This is a genomic window from Muricoccus radiodurans, assembly GCF_050154705.1.
Classification (GTDB): Bacteria; Pseudomonadota; Alphaproteobacteria; order Acetobacterales; family Acetobacteraceae; genus Roseomonas; species Roseomonas radiodurans.
Genome location: NZ_CP189561.1, coordinates 4,031,880 through 4,047,808 on the forward strand (window position 1 = coordinate 4,031,880; position 15,929 = coordinate 4,047,808).

Here is a 15,929-nt window from a genome sequence, read left to right on the forward strand (position 1 = left end):
TAAAGCCTGAACGGGGCGTGGACAGGCCGGCCAGGGGCCGGAACCGCACGGGAAGACAGATGGCCAAGCGCGACTACTACGAAACCCTCGGCGTGGCCCGGGACGCGAACGAGGACACGCTGAAGAAGGCGTTCCGCAAGCTCGCCATGCAGTGCCACCCGGACCGCAACCCCGGGGACAAGGCGGCCGAGGCGAAGTTCAAGGAGATCAACGAGGCCTATGACGTCCTGAAGGACGCCGAGAAGCGGGCCGCCTATGACCGCTACGGCCACGCCGCCTTCGAGAATGGCGGCGGGGGCGGCGGTCCCTTCGGCGGGGGCGGCCCCTTCGGCGGCGGCTTCGAGGACATCTTCGAGCAGATGTTCGGCAACCTCGGCGGCCGCCGCGGCAGCCAGCCCAGCGGCCGCGGCGCCGACCTGCGCACCGAGATCAGCATCTCCCTCGAGGAGGCTTTCGCCGGCACCAAGACCACGATCCGCGTCCCCAGCTCGGTGACGTGCGAGGCGTGCAACGGCTCCGGCGCCGATGGCGGCAAGGCCCAGACCGAGACCTGCGGCACCTGCAAGGGCCAGGGGAAGGTCCGCGCCCAGTCCGGCTTCTTCCTGGTGGAGCGCACCTGCCCCACCTGCGGCGGTCAGGGCCGGATCGTGAAGAACCCCTGCAAGATCTGCCAGGGCGCCGGCCGGGTGCAGCGCGACCGCACCCTGAACGTCACCGTCCCCGCCGGGGTCGAGGAAGGCACCCGGATCCGCCTCAGCGGGGAGGGCGAGGCCGGCCTCCGCGGCGCCCCCGCGGGCGACCTCTACGTGGACGTGGGCATCCGCCCGCATCCCATCTTCCAGCGGGACGGCCAGAACATCTTCGTCCGCGTCCCTCTCCGCATGACCCAGGCGGCCCTGGGCGGCACGGTGGAGGTCCCGGCCATCGATGGCGGCCAGGCCCGCGTCACCATCCCCGCCGGCACCCAGGCCGGCGACCAGTTCCGCCTGCGCAGCAAAGGCTTCTCCGTCCTCCGCAGCGCCGTGCGCGGCGACATGTACGTGCAGGTCTCCGTGGAAACCCCGCAGAACCTCACCCCGAAGCAGCGGGAGCTGCTGGAGCAGTTCGAGGCCGAGGCCGCCGCCAACGACCGCACCAGCCCGGAGAACGCGGGCTTCTTCTCCCGCGTGAAGGAGTTCCTGGACGGGCTGGGCCGCTAGCCCCGCCGGTGTACCGCGTGCCGGGCGAGGTGAAGCGCGACCCCGCCCGGCGCTGGTCCCTTCCGGACCGCGTCTTCTTCGCCTGCGGCGCCTGCCACATCCTCGCCGACGCCTATCTCGAACGTCACGGCACGAGAGGCCGCGGCGCTCTCTGGCTGAGGCCCGAACCCGGCTTCACCGGCAACCACATCGTCGTCGCGTCGGATCGCTGGGTCTTCGATTATCATGGCTATTCGGACCGCGGCGCCTTCCTGCGCCACACCACCGCGAAAGCCCGCCGCTGGTGGCCCGGATGGAGCGCGACGCCTATCCCCCCTTCCACCGGATGTCCTGGTCTCGAATGCGAAGTCCCGCACCTATGACGGCCTCTGGCTCCGCGAACGGGCGGCGAGTTCCTGCACGACGCGCTCCCGCGCGCCCACACCTTCCTCGATCGCTTCCCGCCGCCCCCTCCCTAACCGACCGGCCTCTCCCACGTTCATGCGGCAGACAGCCAGAGGGCCTGCCCCATGTCCGACATCTCCCCCACCGGCCTCCCCAGCACCGTCCGCCCCGAAAGCGGCCGCCGCCTGATTTCCGGCGACAAGGTCCAGGGCACGCCGGTCTTCAACCGCCAGGACGAACGCCTCGGCACGATCGAGGATGTGATGATCGACAAGATCACGGGACGCGTGGCCTTCGCGATCCTCTCCTTCGGCGGCTTCCTCGGCATCGGGGAGAACCATCACCCGCTGCCCTGGTCCGTCCTGGACTACGACACCCGCCTCGGCGGCTATGTCGTGGACCTCACGCGCGAACAGCTCGAAGGCGCGCCCACCTACGCCGCCGCCGACAACATCGACCTGTCTGACACCTACGGCCGCCGCGTCTACGACTACTACAAGGCCGAGCCCTTCTGGCAGGACGTCTGAGTCGTCCACGAAAGACTGGGGGAAGGAATTCCCCCAGACCCCCAACTTCTTTTTCAGGCTACCGCGGGCCCTTGGCAGAAGCGGGGCGCGGCAGCCCGGTAATTGACAAGGATCGTCCGAGTTAGCGAAGCGCCCGCAGCGCGGCCACCTCGGCCGGGAACCGCTCGGCAAGCGGCTCGAAAGGTGTCAGCCCGCGAGCGACACGCGCGCGTATGTCCTCGCACGCGCGCTCGAACTGATCCGGGAGACGCCGCAGAAGCTGCTCCAGGATCACGGCCACCTCCATGCCCGTAAGAGGCCTCAGCCGGCTCCTGGGCCAGTTTCCCAATTCCATAGCCCTCCGATCGGCTGAAGGCCGGACGGAGAGCAATTGCTGATGGTCAGCATCGGCGTCCATCTGGCGATGGATCGAGGCGAAGTCCTGCAGCCGACCGCCATCGCCTTGATCGGAGTAGTAATCGGCACAAGCCGCGATGCTCATGAGATCGCGCCGCGCCGCAAGCGACAGTGCCAACATGTCTTGCGCGGACGTGGTTCTCGCCGCGCACAATCCGCAGAGCAGGGCAGCGACGCCGGCCAGTGCCTGTTGCATCAGCGGTCCAGACCAAGAGCTTCCAGCGAGAACCCCGCCCCCAGCGTCGCCCGCCCCACCACTAGCCGGTCCCCCTCGACCGGGATCTCCACCGCCAGCGTCCCGTCCCCGTCCAGCAGCCGCAGCGAGAACCCGCCGATCTCAGCCGACGGCCGCCCCCCATCCAGGCCCCAGATCGGGAACGGCGTCTCCGCCCGTCCCGCCTCGGGCGCGTGCTCCGGCTGCACCCAGACCAGCCGCCCGCCATGCCCGAGGTTAAGGTCCATCGCATCGTGCTCCGGCTGTTCGCGGTACCGCACCTCCAATCGCTGGATCGTCTCCGCCTCGCTCCCATAGGCGAGCACCCCGATCGCCCCCCGCCGATACGCCGCCTGGTCGAGCGCCCCGTCATAGGCCGCCCAGCGCGTCAGCCGGGGGCGCGCGTTCGGCGCCTCCATCCAGGCCACGGTCCCCGCCGGCCCCGGCCCGGTCGCGCGGAACAGCAACCGCCCATTCTCCAGCAGCCGCACCCGCCGGACGTTCGGCGCGGCGCAGCACCCGAACTCCGTCGTCACGAAGTGCCGCCACCCCAGCAGCACCCCCTCGCTCCCGGGATCGGAAAACGCCGCGACCCGCCGCGCCACCGCCGCCGACAGATCCTCGACCACCACGGAGATGCGCCCCGGCGTCCCCTCCGCGTCCGAGCGTTGCGTCACCTCGGTCGTGACCGTGGCCACCCGCGGCGCCGGCTGCCCGCGATCCCCATACCGCGTGAAGGGCTCGAACCGGGTGTTCCGCGCCGTCATGACGAGGACCCCGTCCGCCCCCCGCCGCACCTCATAGAACGACGCGGCACTTCCGGCGTGTCGCACCGCCGGTTCCCGGGTTTGGGCCAGCCCCGCTCCTCCGGCCGCCACAGCGAGAAACACCCCGAGCAGGGCCTGGAAAAGAAGGGGTATGGCGCGCATCGCCCGATGATGACGCCCCCGGCACGACCGGCAAGGCCCTTCCCCCACCCCCATGATCCCCTGACACTCCGCCCGACCACAACGGGAAGACCACCATGCCCGCACGCATCGGCATCCTCGGCATCAGCGGCCGCATGGGCACCCTCCTGAAGGAGGAGGTGGCCGCCGCCGGCGCCACCCTGGCCGGCGGCACCGCCCGCCGCGGCGAGGAATGGCCGAACGATCCCGCCGCCCTCGGCCGCGTCTCCGACGTCCTGATCGACTTCACCATCGCCGACGCCGCCGCCGCCCACGCCGAGGCCGCCGCGGCCACCGGCACCCCCCTCGTCCTCGGCACCACCGGCCTGAGCGCCGCGCAGGAGGCCGCCCTCCGAACCGTCGCCGGACGCATTCCGGTCGTCTACGCCGCCAACTTCGCCCCCGGCGTGAACCTCCTCTTCGCCCTCGCCGAGCGCATGGCCGCCGCCCTGCCCCCCGAGACCTACGACGCCGAGATCGTGGAAACCCACCACCGCCAGAAGGTGGACGCCCCCTCCGGCACCGCCGTCGCCCTCGGCCGCGCCGTCGCCGCCGGCCGTGGCACCACGCTGGAGGAAGCCGGCACGGAGAGCGGCCGCGACGGCCACACCGGCCCCCGCAAGACCGGCACCATCGGCTTCGCCGCCCTCCGCGCCGGCCAGGTGGTCGGCGAGCACACCCTCCTCTTCGCCTCGGGCTCCGAGCACATCGCCCTCACCCACCGCTCCTTCGACCGCCGCGTCTACGCCACCGGCGCCGTCCGCGCCGCCCTTTGGGTGATCGGCCAGCCGCCCGGCCTGTACGACATGAAGCACGTTCTCGGCATGGCATGACCGCAGCCGCCGAAGGCGCCGCCCGCTTCGCCGCCCGACACCCCCGGCTCTTCCACGTCACCGACCCCGACGCCCTGCCGGGCATCGAGCGCGACGGCCTTCTCTCCGCCGCCGCCCTCGTGGACCTCTACGGCGTCCCGGAGCCCGACCGCCCCGCCCTGCTCGACGACAATCGCGGCCGTGGGGTCTTCACCCGCCTGACCCGCCCCGGCCTCCCCGGCGCCACCCTCCGGGACCAGTGGATGCCCGACGCCCCGCTCACCGCCTGCCTCCGGGGCGCCTACACCGGCCGCCCCGCCGCCTGGCGCCGCCTGATCAACAGCCACGTCTTCTTCTGGGTGGACGAGGCCCAGGCCCACCGCCTCGCCCGCGTGAACCGCGCCCGCGCTCAAATCGTCCTCGCCTTCGACACGGCCGGCCTCCTCGCCGCCCACGCGGACCGCGCCGTCACCGCCCCTATCAACACCGGCATCGCCGCGGGCCTCTATGGCCGCCCCGGCACCCCGCGTGATGAGACCACCTTCCGCCCCCTGACCGAATACCCCCGCCCCGACCGCAAGCCCGCGAAGGAACTCGCCATCCGAGACGGCGTGCCCGACGTCATGCGCCACCGGATCGCCTGAACAACCCGCCGTCCGCGTAGCCCCGGGAGGCTCTGCCTCCCGGACCCTCCGCCGGGGGCCGGACGCGGCCCCCGGACCCCGCGATCTATTTCGACGCGGGTCCAGGGCGTGCGTTCGCGCCCTGGTGGATGGGGTACGGGCAAGGCAAGGCCTTCCCCGGGCAGGAAGCGACCAGGCCGGTTGCTTCAGACCAGCGCCATCACCCGCCCATGCCCGCCGGTCCCGCCCGCGATCTTCGGCGCCCCCGCCACCAGCGTCGCCCCCGTGGCCGGCAACCCCGACAGCCCCGCCACGCACTCCAGCCCCCAGCGCCCGCTGCCCAGCCACGCCTTGTGGAACCCGAAGCCCACCTCGCTCCCGCGATCCATCGAGAGCGTATCGACCGCCACCGCCGCCACCCCGCGTTCGATCAGCAGTGGCGCCACATCCGGCCGGAACCCGGGAAACCGCAGCCCGCTCCCCACCGGATTCCGGAATCCCGGCCCGCCCACCCGCGCATCCCACCCGGCGTTCATCGCCACGCAGGACCCCGCCGGGATCCGCCCGTGCCGCCCCTCATGCGCCGCGATGTCCTCCGGCGTCACTGCCAGGTCGGCATCCGCCTCCGCCTTCGCCCGCACATCCAGCACCACCAGCGGCAGCACCAGGTTCTCCACCGGGATGCGGTCCACTGTCGCCCCATCCTCGGTGAAGTGAATCGGCGCATCGAAATGCGTCCCGACATGCTCGCCATAGGTGAAGCGGTTCAGGTTGTACCCGTCCCGGGCCAGCGTCAGGATCCGCTCCTGTTCGAACGCCGCCGACCCGTCGAAGGTCGGGAAATCCGGCCGCAGCGTGTGTGTCAGGTCCACCACCCGCCCGACCGGCGCGGCCCGCACCACCTGCGCCGCCCCCGGCCGCACCGACAGCCCCAGCACCGACGCCGCGGCCGCCGCCACCACCCCCCGCCGCCCGAGCCCCTGGGCCACCGACCGCATCACGCACGCATTGCACATGGGCGCATCCTCCATCCGGCTCCGTCACGACATCCTGCCGGATCGCCGGGCTGCCGCGCCATCGTCGCGACACGGGAATGCTTGACCCCCTACACCCCCTTCGGAACCCTCCGCGCGTCCTTGAGGATCACCCTTTGACCCCCCGCCTCCGCCCCGCCCTCGCCCTGCTGGGGCTCCTGAGCGCCTGCGAGGCCGCCCCTGGCCCCCGCCCCGCCGTCGTGGCCGCCCCGTCTGCCTCCCCCGCGATGCCAGCCGCACCATCCGGCGCCGTCATCGGCAGCGTCGCCGGCCGCGCGGCTCCGGGCGGCCGCCTCATCGCCCCGGACCCTCGCCCGCTCGAGGCCCAGCCTCCCGCCGCCAACTTCCGCAACGCCCCCGAGAACGGCTTCCAATCCGTCGCCGAGGCGCCTGTCTCCACCTTCTCCCTCCACTCGGACACGGCCTCCTACGCCATTGCCCGCCGCCTCCTCCTTGAGGGCCGCCGCCCCCCGCCCGAGGCCATCCGTGCCGAGGAGTTCATCAACGCCTTCCCCTACGACTACCCCCTCCCGGCCAGCCGCGCCGAACCCTTCGCCCCCTTCATCTCCGTCCACCCCTCCCCCTGGAACCCCGAGCGCCGCCTCCTCCACATCGGCCTCCGCACCTACGCCCCGGCGGCCACCCCCCGCGTGAACCTCACCCTCCTGGTGGACGTCTCCGGCTCCATGGCGCCGCCAGACCGCCTCCCCCTGGTCGTGGAGGCGATGCGGTCCCTCACCCGCCGCCTCAATCCGACGGACCAGGTTTCCATCGTCACCTACGCCGGCAAGACCGCCGTCACCCTGCCCCCCACCCCGGCGGGCAACCAGGCGGCCATCGAAGCCGCCCTCTCCACCCTCCAGGCCGATGGCGGAACCTCCGGCGGCGCCGGGCTCGCGCTGGCCTACGACCAGGCGGCAAAGGCTTTCGACCGCAACGCCGTGAACCGCGTCGTCCTCGCCACCGACGGCGACTTCAACCTCGGCCCCACCAGCGCCCCCGCCCTGGAAGGGCTCATCCGCGAACGCCGCCGCGCCGGCATCTACCTGACCACCCTGGGCGTCGGCCTCGACAACCTCTCCGACGATCGCATGAGCACGATCGCCCGCGCCGGCAATGGCATCTACGTCTATGCCGCGACCCCCGAGGACGCCCGCCGCGCCCTGGTGGAGGACTTCGCCCAGAACCTGTTGCCGGTCGCCGACGACGTGAAGGCGCAGGTCGAGTTCAACCCCGCCCAGGTCTCCGGCTACCGCCTCATCGGCTACGAAACCCGCCTCCTCCGGCGGGAGGACTTCCGCGACGACACCGTGGACGCCGGCGAGATCGGCTCCAACCGCGCCGTCACCGCCCTCTACGAATTCATCCCGCGCGGCGCCGCCCCGGCGGTGGACCCCCTCCGCTACGCCCCCGCCGCGCCCGGCGCCGCCCCGCCCCCGAACCGCGGCGCCGAATTCGCCTTCCTCCGCCTCCGCTACAAGCGCCCCGGCGAATCCACGAGCCGCGAGCTGGTCCGCGCCATCACCCCCCGCGACAGCCATCCGACCTTCGACGCCGCCCCCGCGGACGCCCGCTTCGCCGCCGCCGTCGCCGGCTTCGCCCAGCACCTCCGCAACTCTCCGCAGGTCCGGTCCTGGCCGCTGGAGGAAATGGCCGCCACCGCTTCTGCCGCCCTCGGCCGCGATGTGGACGGCCGCCGCGCCGAATTCGTCGCCCTCGTCCGCCGCGTCTCGCGCGGCTCGGCCCTCTCGATGCTGCACTAACCGCTCCGGAGGCTCCGCCTCCGGACCTCCGCCGGGGGGTGAACGCCCCCCCGGACCCCGCGATCAATTCAGGCGCGGCTGACCATCTCTTCGATCGCCAGGATCACCCGGTCCTGGTCCCGCTCCGGCAGCGCGCCCAGCACCGGCCCCAGCCGCGCGGCCAGGGCCGCGGCCATCGTCAGCGGGCTCGCATCCACCTCTTTGCCCAGCACCATCATTCGCGGCGTCAGGCCGTGGTCGGGCGGCGTCCCCGGACCACACCGAACCAGGGCGCCCGCCAACCCTCAGCCCAGCGCCCGCACCGCCCGCCGTCCGGATCGCACAGCCGCATCGATCGTGGCCGGCAGCACCGGCTCCATCCAGTCCCCTGCCAGCGCCAGATTCCGCAGCGCCCGCACGTCAGGCGGCGCCGCCTGTCCCACGACATGCCGCGGCGTCGCCCGACGCTCCTTCACTGCCCGGCACCCTGGCACCTCCACCGGCCACTCCCCCGGCAGCCCGAACGCCGACGCCAACGCCCGGATCTCCCCCCAGGCCCGAGGCGCCAGCACCTCCACCGGCTCCCCCGCCTCCGCATCCGCCGCGCTGACCGTCACGGCCACGGCCCCCGGCCGCACCAGCACCCACTGGCACAACCCCCCGAGCACCCCGAGGAACCGCACCGCCCCCGCCCCCTCCCGGGCAAAATGCAGGTTCAGGATCGGCGCATGCTCCACCGGCACCGGCAGCCCCGGCATCACCCGCGCCGCCTCCCAAGGCGGCAGCGCCAGCACCACCCGGTCCCCGTCGCCCAGCGCCACCCGCTCCCCGCCGAACTGCAAGGCCGCGGCCCGCTCCCCCTCAACCTCCACCCCCCGCAAACGCGCGGAGAACCGGACCTCCGCCCCGCCCCGCCGCAGCGCCGCCAGCGCCGGCTCCACCAGATCCGGCCCCAGCCCGCTTCGCGCCACGTGCAGCCGCGCCGCCCCCGGCCCGCCCACGCGCCGAAGCACCGCCGCCAGCCGGCGGCTGGACGCCTCCGTCACCGGCGTGTTCAGGGCCGCGATCACCAGCGGCTCGACAAACCCGCGCAGCAGCGCGGGATGCCCCGCCATCCGAGCTCCCACCGCCGCATCCGCCCCGGGCAGCGCCAGCCGCAGCAGCGCCATCACCCCGCGCGCGGACAGCCCGTGCGGCCGCCGATCCCCTCGCCACCATCCCAGCGGCGACAGCGCCACACGCCGCGCCGACCCATCTGCCAGGTCGAGCACCGGCAACCCATCCGGCTCCGGCTCCACCCAGCCGGACCAAGCCCCGACCTCCTTCAGGAACCCGACCGCCGCCCGGTTGGCGCCCAGCACCGCATGGGTTCCATTATCGGTCCCATCCGGCAGCGCCCTGGCCCGCCCCCCGGCCGAGCCCGCCGCCTCATGCAGCACCACCGGCTGCCCCGCCGCGCGCGCTGCGAGCGCCGCGGCCAGTCCCGCGACGCCGCCCCCCACAACATGCGTGGTCATGGGCTGTCGTGTCGCCGGGCTGTCCCTGGGACGGCGGACCGGGCGACGCTACCCAACGCTCCCCTCCTCCAGGGGGCGCCGAAGCCGTGCCCCAACCCCTTCGCGCCCACCCGATCCCCCTCACCGCCGAGGTCCGGACGCATCCCACCGTCCGGAAGGAAGGTCCAGGAGACAAGGCTTCCCGGCGGGAGAATCCAGGGAGGGCAGAGCCCTCCCTCGGGCCAGACGTGCCCCACCCTCACGCCCCGCCCGCGGCCCGGTACGCCCGCCCCTTCCACCCCGCCGGCCGCCCGAGCCGGGTCCGCACCAGTGCCGTCCACTGGATGGCCAACGCCACCGCGATGGCGGCGGGATGCAGCGGAATGGTCCAGGACGGCTCGCCGGCGCGCCAGGTGATGGCCGCGCGCGTGACATAGGTCAGCACCAGCGCCGCCGCCGCCGCCGGGTGCGGCAGCAGCAGCCAGGGCAGCAGGTGCCCGCCCGCGAGCAGGAAGGTCCAGATCGGCAGCCCAACCGGCGTGGCCATGCCCTCATGCGCGTTCTTCAGGAAGCCGCGCCAGGACTCCCGGAACCCCTGGTACATCCGGCAGGTCGCGAGCGACGCGCCCTCCACCACCTCCGTCCGGTGCCCCGCGGCGCGGAGGTTTCGCGCCAGCAGCAGCCCGTCATGAAGCTGCCCGCGGAAGGCCGCGTGCCCGCCGGCCGCCTCATAGGCCCCCCGCTCCACCAGGATGAGCTGCCCGCAGGCCGCGGCCATGGAGGGATGGGCCGTCTCCGCCCGCCCCGCGCCGGGGAGGTAGCCCATCATCAGCAGGTTGATGGCGGGAACCGTCAGCGCCTCCCCGATTGTCCCGATGACCTGCCGCGGCACGCCGGTGACGAGCGCGAGGTCCCGCGCCTGGGCCTGCGCCGCCATCCGCGCCGCCGCGTCCGGGGCCAGCCGCACGTCGGCATCCAGGAAGAGCAGATGCGTCCCGCGCGCTGCCTCGGCCAGCCGCGCGCAGGCGTGAACCTTCCCGGTCCAGCCAGGCGGCAGGGCCGGCGCGTGCAGCAGCCGGAGCCGCGGGTCCACCGCGGCGCGCGCGGCGACGATCTCCGCCGTGGCGTCGCGGGACCCGTCGTCCATCACCAGCACCTCGATGGCGACGCCCGTGCTGGCCAGCGCGGCGTCCAGGCAGGCCGCAATGTTCTCCGCCTCGTCCCGCGCGGGAATCAGAAGGGACACGAGCGTCCCCTCCGCCGGCCGGCCCTCGGCACGGCGCAGAAGGGAAAGGTTCACGGCGGCCATCGCCGTGGGCAGGGCGGCCAGCGCGAGGGACAGGGTGGCGAGCGGCATCAGGATTACAGGCTAGTAAGAATCGAAGGGGTCGTCATGGTGCATGACGCGGATCGAAGCGGCGGCCCCGCATCGCCGCGGTCACCCGCCGCCACAGGTCGTAGAAGCCCCCCATCCCCGCCGCGCCCTCGGCCACCACGGTGAAGCGGGCGGGATCGCGGCTGATCGCCTCCTCGGCCAAGCGGTCCATGGTGACCGTCAGAGCCGCGCGGATCGCCGCTTCCCGGGCATCCCGGTCCATGGCGTTGAGGGCGGCGCCGTTCATCGGCGTCCCGAAGGCCGCCAGCATGTCGGGCCGGCGCTCGGTCCAGAAGACGTAGTCGAGGGCGAGCGGCAGGACGACCGCGTCCGGCGCGATCTCGGGCAGGCGGGTCACGCCGGGGGCGAGCGCGACCGGCCGCTCCCGCACGTCCTGGAAGCGGCCCGGCGCGTTCATCCAGAGCATCGCGCGCGGCGCGGCGAGCACGGTGGTCGCGGTGCGCAGGAACGCCACGGCACCGCGCGCGCCCGGCTTGATCCCGAAGACACCGAGCCGCCGCATGAAGCGGTACTTCGCGAGCGCGGCCGCCTCCATCGGGATGTACACGTCGCGCGCCGGAAAGAGGCGCGCGGAGAGCAGCATGAAGGCCACCCCGTCCCACCAGGACGGGTGGTTCGCGAGGACGATCAGCGGCACCCCGCTCGGCGGGTCCTGCGGCACGCCCCAGTGGGGCACCCGCAGCGCCCCCATGTGGCGGCGGAAGAAGCGGGAGAAGGCGACGTGGAAGAAGGCGTAGGCCCGCGCGTCGCGGAGCGCGACGGGAGAGGGCGCCACCTTCTCCGCCGGCATCGCTATTCCGCGGCGCGCGGGAGCAGCGCGTCGCGCGTCCCGGCCATCCGCGCGGCGTCCGACATGCCGCGGCCGCCGGCATCCTGATCCAGCGCGTCCGCGGCGATCCAGCCGGACATCATCACCATCGGCATGCCCGGACCCGGATGCGCCGCCCCGCCCGCCAGATACAGGCCGCGCACGGAGCGGGAGCGATTGCCCGGCTTGAAGGCGCCCATCCACGCGCCGTGAGAGGCGAGGCCGTAGATCGCGCCGTCCAGCACCTTGTAGCGGTCGTGAATGTCTTGCGGCGTCAGCGCGCGCTCCACCACGATTCGCTCCTCAATGTCCTCCATGCCCGCGGTTCGCTTGAGTTTGTCAAGGATCACCTGCCGATAGGCGGGCAGCATCTTCGACCAGTCCTGGCCGGGTCGGAGGTGCGGCGTGTGGACAAGGACGTAGAGCGCCTCCCCACCCTCCGGCGCGACGGTCGGATCGGTGGCGGAGGGCGCGGCGAGGTAGGCGGTGGGATCCGGGGCCGGGATGCCCTTCTTGTAGATCGCCTCGAACTCTTCCTCCGCGTCGCGGGAGAAGACGAAGTCGTGGTGGGCGAGGTGTTCGTAACGCCGGTTGAGCCCGAGGTAGAGCACGACGCCGCTGCAGGCCGGCTCGTAATTCTTCCGCTCCACCTTCCGCGCGGGCTTGCCGCCGACGAGCTCCTTGTAGGTGCGCACCGCATCCATGTTGGAGATAACAGCGTCGCAGGCGATCGTCTCCCCGTTCGCGATGACACCCGCGACGCGCGGCGTGCCGCCATCGTCCCGCAGGTCGAGGCCCGTCACCTCCACGCCGGGACGGAGATCGGCGCCGAGCGAGGCGGCGAGCTTCGCCAGCCCCTCCGCGACGGCGCGGGTGCCGCCCACCGGATACCAGATGCCCTCCGTCGCCTGCATGTCGCCGATGCCACAGAGCACGGCGGGCGCGAGGTAGGGCGAGGAGCCGACATACTGGGTGTAGTGGTCCAGCATCTGCGCCAACCGCGCATCGGGAACATGGCCGCGGATGACCTTCGCCACCGTCTTGCCCATCCGCAGCGCCAGCACGTCCTTCAGCGTGTCGGCGCGCAGGTTGGCGCGGAAGTCCATCGTATCCGTCAGGTCCTCGACCGGCTTCCAGAAGAAGAAGCCCTCCGAGATGCGGTGGAGGTTCTCCGACAGGGCCTGGAACTGGCGGTAGCCGGCGCCGTTGCCCGGGGCGAAGGCGTCCATGGCGCCGGCCATGGCGTTCACGTTCTCTCGCAGGTCGATCTGCGTGCGATCGTCGAAGAAGCAGCGCCACTGCGGGTCCAGGCGGATCAACGGCAGGTCCCGGGCCTGGTCGCGCCCGGCCTCCGCGAAGATGCGGCGCAGCACGCGCGGCACCGTCAGGATCGTCGGGCCCATGTCGAAGCGGAAGGTTCCGCCGTTGTGGCCGCCGGGCTCCCCGGGCGCATCGAGGTGCAGCACGGCCGCCTTGCCGCCGAGCCAGTCGTTCTTGTCGAACAGCGTGACCTGATGGCCGCGCGCCTGCGCGACGCAGGCCGCCGCCAGGCCGCCCAGGCCGCCGCCGATGATGATCACCTTGGACATGGGCGGAGTTCCTTCAGAGGAAGGCCGGGGGGACAGTATTTCCCCCCGGACCCCCCATTTATATTTGTCAGGCTGCCGCGGGCCATCGGCCAACGGTCCGCGGCAGCCTGACGGACAGCGGAGGGGGCCAAACGCATGCGTTTGGCGGGGCGTTCACTCCCCCGACCTTGCTTCGACAACATCATACGATCTTCGCTGCAACGGGCGCGAGGCCGAGATCCCGCAGCAGCAGCCCCGCGCTGATGCGCGCGCCCTCGTAGATGACGGGCAGGCCGGAGCCGGGATGCGTGCCGCCGCCGACGAGGTACAGGCCCTGCGTGTCGCCGAAGCGGTTGCCTGGGCGGAACATCAGCATCTGCCGCAGGTCGTGCGCGAGGTTGAAGGTGGCCCCGAAGCCCACGGCGAACTCGTCCCGCCAATCGCGCGGCGTCACCACGCGCTCATAGCGGATGCGGTCGGCGATGTCGCCGATCAGCGGGCGGGCGCGCTCCAGCGCCAGGGCGCGGTAGCGGCGCGTGTCCTCCTCGGTCCACTCGTGGCCGTGGGTGAGGTTCGGCACGGGGATGAGGAGATAAAGGCTGGAATGGCCCGGCGGCGCCATGGAGTTGTCCGTCGCGCCGGCGTGCTGGACGTAGAGGGAGGGAACGTCGGGGACGGTCCCCTCCTCGATCTCGCGGATGTTGCGGCGGTAATCCTCGCTGAGCAGGATCGTGTGGTGCGCGAGGTCCGGGAAGGTCCCCTGCACGCCGAGGTAGAGCATGAAGGTGGAGCAGGAGTAGCGCGCCTTCCCGATCTTCTGGTCGGACCAGCGGCGGCGGATCGCGTCGGGCACGAGCTTCGGCATGGCGTGGGCGAAATCGGCGTTCATCACCACCGCATCCGCCGCCATGTGGCGACCGCCCGCGATGACGCCGGTGGCGCGGTTGCCCTCGAACAGGATGCGCTCCACCGGCGTGTCCAGGCGGATCTCGGCGCCGATGCGCTCGGCCACGCGGGCCATCGCCGTGGCGACGGCGCCGCAGCCGCCGGTGGGGTGGAACACGCCGTGCTCGTATTCCAGAAAGCTCAGGATGGTGAACAGGCTGGGGCAGCGGAACGGGCTCATTCCCAGGTATTTCGTCTGGAAGGAGAAGGCGAGCCGCGTGCGCGGGTCCCGGAAATGGCGGCGCAGGTCGGAATCCACGGATCGGCCGGGACGCAACAGCGGCAGGGCGCGCAGCATGTCGGCGCCCATCACATCGGCCGCCTTGGTGAAGGCGCGTTCCAGCACGGGGCGGAAGGCCGCGAGCTTGCGGCGGTTCTCCTCCAGGAAGGGGCGAACCCCCGCCGCGTCTCGCGGGTCGAGCCGGGCGACCTGCTCCTCCATCCGGGCGAGGTCCGGCGTGGCGTCGAGCGTCGTCCCGCCGCCCGCCGCCTCGAAGATCAGGCGGTATTGGGGGTCGAGGCGGGTGAGCTCCACCTCCCGGTTCAGGTCGGCGCCGCACTCCGCGAAGATCTCCGCCAGGATGCGGGGGTAGAGGAAGAAGGTCGGGCCGAGGTCGAAGCGGTAGCCGCCCGGCGCCGTGAGCGTGCGGCTGCGGCCGCCGATGACGCCGTCCCGCTCCAGCACGGTGACGCGCAGGCCCCGTGCCGCAAGCAGCATGGCGACGGCCAGGCCGCCGGGGCCGGCGCCGATCACGGTCACGCCGGGGCGGGATCTTCGGAGCGCGGGCCGCAAGAGCGCGTTCATGCCGGGCTTGCGGCACGGGCCGCCCTTGAGGCTCTGGAGAACATCTTACCTTACTTTGGTCGCATCGCCGGTGTGCAAGCCCCCTCGGGGACCGGGACATGGCATCGGCATTCTAGCACAGTGTTCACGAAGGTCGGCCTTCCAGCGTCGCGCGAATTTCCGGTCTCGCCGGGCTCCCGGGCCTGGACCCCTCCACTCCCGGGTTCAGCCCTGTCTCACCGGACGGCCGCCCCCTGAACGGTCGATAGGGGCTGCATGGAACCCGGCAGCGGTGCATCCGGTTGCGCGTCCCTGACCGGTCCACGGTTGCGCAGGTTTCTGGGAGGCTGTTCCGCAGGGTCGCGCCATGCCGATCTAGGAATAATTCCTTCGCCGCTCGCCCTGACGGTCGCGTGGTCATCAGGTGCTGCGACGGTTGAAAAACGCACAAATGTTTCTCACAATGAAACGCGTTCTGCTGCGCCCGAATACATCAGATTCGTTGTAAGAGTGCGCGCGTTGTCGGTCTGTCCATGCCTGAATGAAGGCTCGCCCAACACCGGACCGTCATGCGGTGCCGTCGTTCCGGAAGGCTGCACACATGTCGGCCACGGAGCGTGAATGGCCGATTGCAGACCGAGCACCGGAGCCTCGGAGACGACCCGCGCAACATCCCTCTCTTGGACCGCACCACAGTGCGGGCAGACTGCACGATCCGCGATCTCGGCCACTCCGTTCGTCGGATCTCCTGTCATCGCGACGCGCTCGCAACGCAAGGCGTGATAAGCGAACCGAAGCGCCGCCGATCGCGGAATCCTACCCAGGCGAGCGCTGAATCCTCTTCATCACTCCTCTGCTCCGGCGTCTGACGCCACGCGAAGCGAGACGTCTTCAGAACGATCCGCGTCTCTCCATCCGCAACTTCACTATGATGTGAGAGAGCATCCGATGGTTGAGGAGAGAGTTAAAATATACAACATATGTGTTGTGTGACGGATCGTTGGACAACCGCGCAGGCGGTCACATGCTTCGCTCCCTATCGAAGGGTGTGAAG

Annotated in this window: 15 protein-coding genes; 6 read left to right on the forward strand and 9 right to left on the reverse strand. The window is 72.0% G+C overall.

What is annotated here, in order from left to right; translation table 11 throughout:
* The first annotated feature begins 59 nt into the window (after positions 1-59).
* From dnaJ to ACP6CK_RS19045, 3 genes are all read left to right on the forward strand, one after another.
* On the forward strand, positions 60-1,199 hold the full coding sequence (gene dnaJ / locus ACP6CK_RS19035) for a molecular chaperone DnaJ (RefSeq protein WP_426954875.1): 1,140 nt from the start codon (positions 60-62) through the stop codon (positions 1,197-1,199).
* A 17-nt stretch (positions 1,200-1,216) separates the two neighbouring features.
* A complete protein-coding gene (locus ACP6CK_RS19040; protein ID WP_426954876.1) occupies positions 1,217-1,561 on the forward strand; it encodes a hypothetical protein in 345 nt (114 codons plus the stop codon).
* Positions 1,562-1,708: 147 nt separating this feature from the next.
* Complete coding sequence (locus ACP6CK_RS19045; RefSeq protein ID WP_426954877.1) at positions 1,709-2,110, forward strand: PRC-barrel domain-containing protein; 402 nt, start codon at positions 1,709-1,711, stop codon at positions 2,108-2,110.
* Between the two features lie 121 nt (positions 2,111-2,231).
* Here ACP6CK_RS19045 and ACP6CK_RS19050 read toward each other — a convergent pair whose 3' ends face one another.
* Complete coding sequence (locus ACP6CK_RS19050) at positions 2,232-2,702, reverse strand: hypothetical protein (protein WP_426954878.1); 471 nt, start codon at positions 2,700-2,702, stop codon at positions 2,232-2,234.
* On the reverse strand, positions 2,702-3,553 hold the full coding sequence (locus ACP6CK_RS19055; protein ID WP_426954879.1) for a hypothetical protein: 852 nt from the start codon (positions 3,551-3,553) through the stop codon (positions 2,702-2,704). Before ACP6CK_RS19055 ends, ACP6CK_RS19050 begins: the two co-directional genes overlap by 1 nt.
* 191 nt (positions 3,554-3,744) lie before the next feature.
* On the opposite strand from ACP6CK_RS19055, the gene dapB reads away from it, so the two are divergent.
* Positions 3,745-4,500 (forward strand): 4-hydroxy-tetrahydrodipicolinate reductase, encoded by a 756-nt coding sequence (gene dapB / locus ACP6CK_RS19060; RefSeq protein WP_426954880.1) that lies wholly within the window; start codon positions 3,745-3,747, stop codon positions 4,498-4,500.
* Entirely contained in the window at positions 4,497-5,123 is a 627-nt protein-coding gene (locus ACP6CK_RS19065) for a DUF7002 family protein (protein WP_426954881.1), read from the forward strand. The genes dapB and ACP6CK_RS19065 overlap by 4 nt, the downstream gene beginning before the upstream one ends.
* 185 nt (positions 5,124-5,308) lie before the next feature.
* Here the strand turns inward: ACP6CK_RS19065 and ACP6CK_RS19070 are convergent, their stop codons facing one another.
* Complete coding sequence (locus ACP6CK_RS19070; RefSeq protein WP_426954882.1) at positions 5,309-6,118, reverse strand: cyclase family protein; 810 nt, start codon at positions 6,116-6,118, stop codon at positions 5,309-5,311.
* A gap of 134 nt (positions 6,119-6,252) precedes the next feature.
* Between ACP6CK_RS19070 and ACP6CK_RS19075 the strand changes: the two genes are divergently transcribed.
* Positions 6,253-7,899, forward strand: coding sequence for a YfbK domain-containing protein (locus ACP6CK_RS19075; RefSeq protein WP_426954883.1), 1,647 nt, complete (start codon positions 6,253-6,255; stop codon positions 7,897-7,899).
* Between the two features lie 68 nt (positions 7,900-7,967).
* On the opposite strand, the gene ACP6CK_RS19080 is transcribed toward ACP6CK_RS19075, so the two are convergent.
* The 6 genes from ACP6CK_RS19080 to crtI all read right to left on the reverse strand — a co-directional run bounded on the left by ACP6CK_RS19080 (position 7,968) and on the right by crtI (position 14,851).
* On the reverse strand, positions 7,968-8,117 hold the full coding sequence (locus ACP6CK_RS19080; RefSeq protein WP_426954884.1) for a hypothetical protein: 150 nt from the start codon (positions 8,115-8,117) through the stop codon (positions 7,968-7,970).
* A gap of 66 nt (positions 8,118-8,183) precedes the next feature.
* Complete coding sequence (locus ACP6CK_RS19085) at positions 8,184-9,395, reverse strand: hydroxysqualene dehydroxylase (protein ID WP_426954885.1); 1,212 nt, start codon at positions 9,393-9,395, stop codon at positions 8,184-8,186.
* 238 nt (positions 9,396-9,633) lie between these two features.
* On the reverse strand, positions 9,634-10,731 hold the full coding sequence (locus ACP6CK_RS19090; RefSeq protein ID WP_426954886.1) for a glycosyltransferase: 1,098 nt from the start codon (positions 10,729-10,731) through the stop codon (positions 9,634-9,636).
* 34 nt (positions 10,732-10,765) lie between these two features.
* Positions 10,766-11,560 carry a lysophospholipid acyltransferase family protein gene (locus tag ACP6CK_RS19095; protein ID WP_426954887.1) on the reverse strand — a complete coding sequence of 265 codons (795 nt, stop codon included), beginning with the start codon at positions 11,558-11,560 and terminating at the stop codon, positions 10,766-10,768.
* A gap of 2 nt (positions 11,561-11,562) precedes the next feature.
* Complete coding sequence (locus ACP6CK_RS19100) at positions 11,563-13,167, reverse strand: phytoene desaturase family protein (protein WP_426954888.1); 1,605 nt, start codon at positions 13,165-13,167, stop codon at positions 11,563-11,565.
* A gap of 181 nt (positions 13,168-13,348) precedes the next feature.
* The gene (gene crtI / locus ACP6CK_RS19105; RefSeq protein WP_426954889.1) at positions 13,349-14,851 is read right to left on the reverse strand and encodes a phytoene desaturase family protein; all 1,503 of its coding nucleotides are present in this window, start codon (positions 14,849-14,851) and stop codon (positions 13,349-13,351) included.
* Between the last annotated feature and the right edge of the window lie 1,078 nt (positions 14,852-15,929).

What these genes read in the sequence shown, in the direction of transcription:
- dnaJ (WP_426954875.1), top strand. Translation starts at nt 60, where the DNA reads ATGGCCAAGCGCGACTACTACGAAACCCTCGGCGTGGCCCGGGACGCG.
- ACP6CK_RS19045 (WP_426954877.1), top strand. Translation starts at nt 1,709, where the DNA reads ATGTCCGACATCTCCCCCACCGGCCTCCCCAGCACCGTCCGCCCCGAA.
- ACP6CK_RS19050 (WP_426954878.1), bottom strand. Translation starts at nt 2,702, where the DNA reads ATGCAACAGGCACTGGCCGGCGTCGCTGCCCTGCTCTGCGGATTGTGC.
- dapB (WP_426954880.1), top strand. Translation starts at nt 3,745, where the DNA reads ATGCCCGCACGCATCGGCATCCTCGGCATCAGCGGCCGCATGGGCACC.
- ACP6CK_RS19065 (WP_426954881.1), top strand. Translation starts at nt 4,497, where the DNA reads ATGACCGCAGCCGCCGAAGGCGCCGCCCGCTTCGCCGCCCGACACCCC.
- ACP6CK_RS19070 (WP_426954882.1), bottom strand. Translation starts at nt 6,118, where the DNA reads ATGTGCAATGCGTGCGTGATGCGGTCGGTGGCCCAGGGGCTCGGGCGG.
- ACP6CK_RS19080 (WP_426954884.1), bottom strand. Translation starts at nt 8,117, where the DNA reads ATGATGGTGCTGGGCAAAGAGGTGGATGCGAGCCCGCTGACGATGGCC.
- ACP6CK_RS19085 (WP_426954885.1), bottom strand. Translation starts at nt 9,395, where the DNA reads ATGACCACGCATGTTGTGGGGGGCGGCGTCGCGGGACTGGCCGCGGCG.
- ACP6CK_RS19090 (WP_426954886.1), bottom strand. Translation starts at nt 10,731, where the DNA reads ATGCCGCTCGCCACCCTGTCCCTCGCGCTGGCCGCCCTGCCCACGGCG.
- ACP6CK_RS19095 (WP_426954887.1), bottom strand. Translation starts at nt 11,560, where the DNA reads ATGCCGGCGGAGAAGGTGGCGCCCTCTCCCGTCGCGCTCCGCGACGCG.
- ACP6CK_RS19100 (WP_426954888.1), bottom strand. Translation starts at nt 13,167, where the DNA reads ATGTCCAAGGTGATCATCATCGGCGGCGGCCTGGGCGGCCTGGCGGCG.